Origin of the sequence: Candidatus Culexarchaeum yellowstonense (assembly GCF_024707025.1) — an archaeon.
Taxonomy (GTDB): domain Archaea; phylum Thermoproteota; class Methanomethylicia; order Culexarchaeales; family Culexarchaeaceae; genus Culexarchaeum.
In genome coordinates this window covers 1-2,751 of the sequence record NZ_JANGFQ010000141.1, presented here as the reverse complement: position 1 = coordinate 2,751, position 2,751 = coordinate 1, and the positions used below count along the sequence as shown (strand labels likewise).

Below are 2,751 nucleotides of genomic sequence, written 5' to 3'. Positions count from 1 at the left end.
CACCAAGAGAAACAATATCACTGGAACTCCTTAGAGGCGTAAACTCCAAATACTTCCAAAAACTATCAAACCTACCAGCAAAAACATCCCTACCAAAACCAATCCTAGAGAAATCATACTTGTAAAGTAGAGCACCACCACACTTAGAGCAAACATTAATAGGTTTATCAGCAGGATAAACAGAACCACAACCACTACAAACAACACTAAAACTCAACATTGAAACCACGATAAATGAATAAAACAAACAATATATAACGGTTTCCCACAAATGAATACAGTAATGTATGGATAAAAGGGTAAGTTTAAGGGTAAATGAGGAATTATGGAGGAAAGCTAAGATCCTCGCAACCATAAGAGGCGTAACATTGAAATCCATGATAGAAGAACTTTTAAAAAGGGAAATAGAGGCGGAGGAAATTCTGAAAGATGAAACAAGCATATCAGAAGAAGACATAAACCTCCTAATGAAAAGGAGGATTGAGGGTAAGCATCCATTCACAATAATCAGCAGTAAAAGTGCTGTGGAACTCGTAAGGGAGGGCAGAGATCAATAAAACATACATTGATGTTACGACAGCATCATTTCCCAGCATTCATCATAAGGGAAAAGGTTATGGGTATTCAAATAATTATTTTTAAATGGTAATTATGGTGAAGATAACCATTAATGTTGATGATGATCTGTGGAGATTATTTAGCTTAATAGTAATGCATGAAAGGGGGAGGGGGAAGAGGAATGAAGTTATCGTTGAGTTGATAAAGGATTATGTTGAGCGAAGCAGCTTACCTACCAATGAGAAACAACTTGAATATATTTTGCAAGTTGAGGAGGAGAGGAAAGCTTTCCTGAAGATTAAAGACAAACTTGCCAGAGACCCGCAATATTGTGGGAAGTATGTGGCAATATTTAAAGGCGCCATCGTGGGATGCTATGATGATAAGGGGAGGCTTGCTGAAAACGTATACAAGAAGTATGGATATGTTCCAATCTATATTGATAAAGTAGCTCCAGGAGAAAGGGTTGTGGAAGCACCATCACCAGAGCTTAAATGAAAATACCCACTTACCCAAGAGCTGATTAATCTAAATGTAAACTTAATTCAAATAATGATTTGAAAATATGCGAGTTGCTAGTTATTTGATAGTTTTGAAGTCAGTTTGTGGAGACTTTATAGTTTATTATGCTGTTCGAGTTTAGTTTGGATAGTGTGAATGTGAATTCCATGCCATTTTTAGCTCCCTGCATACATATGATTATGTAGATTGTGGATTTCCCAAGAATTATTGTTGTGAAATCATTTTGGGGTGTGTAGTTTGGGTTTATACCTAAATCATACTCAAAACTTGAACACCTAAAAACCTTAACCCCACTAATACTTTTAACCGATAAACCATTAACATTTATGTCCATGAGCTTGATGGCTTCAACACCATCATTAACGATCTTAAATGTGAATGTGCTTGTGTTGCTTGACGAGTCATATGTGGAGTTTACGAGCTGAACACTTAAAGAGCCAACACCACCAAAACGATATGTGTAAACTATGGAGTTAACCCAACCCATAAGGGAGAATATGATAAGAGATACTGTTGAAAGTACACTAATAGAGTAGGGGATACTGAAAATTTTAAGGGTCACATGCAAAAATATGGTAAACAACTATATAAAGCTTACCAAAAAATTGCATATATATGCAAACAATATAACAAAAATATATTGAAAAAGAGAGAAAATAGCAAGATATAAACAAGATGAATACATAATATGCTTAAGAGCTTGGAGTAAACTTGCAAAAGAAGCCAATAAAATAGTAAAATTTATATGTAAATTGGACATAAGTTAAAGCGATGGGTATGCAGAAAACTGGAATCCTTGAAAGAAAGGCTCTAATACTATTAAGCCTAACAATACTAACACTAATACTGACAACAACATTAGCTACACCAACCCTAGCCAAAATGGAAGTGATATCGGTAGAAAAAGACGAGAATGGGAAAACTTGGGTTACAATAGCAATATATGATGGTAAGGGAGAACTCGTAAAAATAGTAAAATTTGATCCACCAGGCTGGGATCCAGGATTTCCAAACGAATAGACTAGAGCATCTAGAGCTACCAGAGCCCGTTAGAGCATGTGAGAGCTATGGTGGTGAACTGAAGTGCAGGAACTCGATGAAATAGATTACAGGATACTTACAGCCTTAGGGAGAAATCCTTTAGCAACAATAACGGAGCTAAGTAAGGAAACTGGAGTTAATGTAAAAACTTTATCAAAAAGATTGCAACAATTAATACAGAGTAAAGTAATACGTAGCATTTCAGCACAAATATCCCCATCTGCATTAGGACAAGAGCCAGTAATAATATTCATGAATACAAAGTGGAAAAATGTACCGATAATCGAGAAAGTTGGAGAATTACATCCGTATACGAGGTTTAGTGTGAGGTGTCTTGGAGCATTCAATGGTTTAATGAATATATTTATGATGCCCAAAAACAGTTTAGGATATTTATTAGAGCTTTTTGATAAGTTGCGCGAATTAGGCTTAATTGACGATTACATATACTTTACCTCTTTAGCTAAATGGATTTGGAGGGACAATGACTTCACATATTATGATGTGAAGAAGGATGAATGGACGTTCGATTGGGATGATTGGGGTAAATATGTGGAATCTTTGAAGGGACCAGCTGAATTAGAGGCATATCCACCATCAATACTACATAAGTTGGATAAATCTGATATG

Annotated in this window: 5 protein-coding genes and 1 pseudogene; 4 read left to right on the top strand and 2 right to left on the bottom strand. The window is 35.7% G+C overall.

The window, feature by feature from the left end; genetic code table 11:
* A pseudogene (locus MRT15_RS09740) lies at nt 1-220 on the bottom strand (hypothetical protein); the annotation flags it as partial.
* 67 nt (nt 221-287) lie between these two features.
* Here MRT15_RS09740 and MRT15_RS09735 point away from each other — a divergent pair.
* Together MRT15_RS09735 and MRT15_RS09730 are read left to right on the top strand one after the other, a co-directional pair.
* Nucleotides 288-557, top strand: a complete 270-nt coding sequence (locus tag MRT15_RS09735; protein ID WP_304329899.1) for a DUF6364 family protein — start codon at nt 288-290, stop codon at nt 555-557.
* Nucleotides 558-651: 94 nt separating this feature from the next.
* Nucleotides 652-1,056 (top strand): hypothetical protein, encoded by a 405-nt coding sequence (locus MRT15_RS09730; protein ID WP_304329898.1) that lies wholly within the window; start codon nt 652-654, stop codon nt 1,054-1,056.
* 100 nt (nt 1,057-1,156) lie between these two features.
* On the opposite strand, the gene MRT15_RS09725 is transcribed toward MRT15_RS09730, so the two are convergent.
* The gene (locus MRT15_RS09725; RefSeq protein WP_304329897.1) at nt 1,157-1,642 is read right to left on the bottom strand and encodes a hypothetical protein; all 486 of its coding nucleotides are present in this window, start codon (nt 1,640-1,642) and stop codon (nt 1,157-1,159) included.
* A 215-nt stretch (nt 1,643-1,857) separates the two neighbouring features.
* Between MRT15_RS09725 and MRT15_RS09720 the strand changes: the two genes are divergently transcribed.
* The gene (locus tag MRT15_RS09720) at nt 1,858-2,100 is read left to right on the top strand and encodes a hypothetical protein (protein ID WP_304329896.1); all 243 of its coding nucleotides are present in this window, start codon (nt 1,858-1,860) and stop codon (nt 2,098-2,100) included.
* Between the two features lie 63 nt (nt 2,101-2,163).
* Nucleotides 2,164-2,751 (top strand): Lrp/AsnC family transcriptional regulator (locus tag MRT15_RS09715; RefSeq protein ID WP_304329895.1); only part of this gene is annotated, 588 nt, incomplete at its 3' end.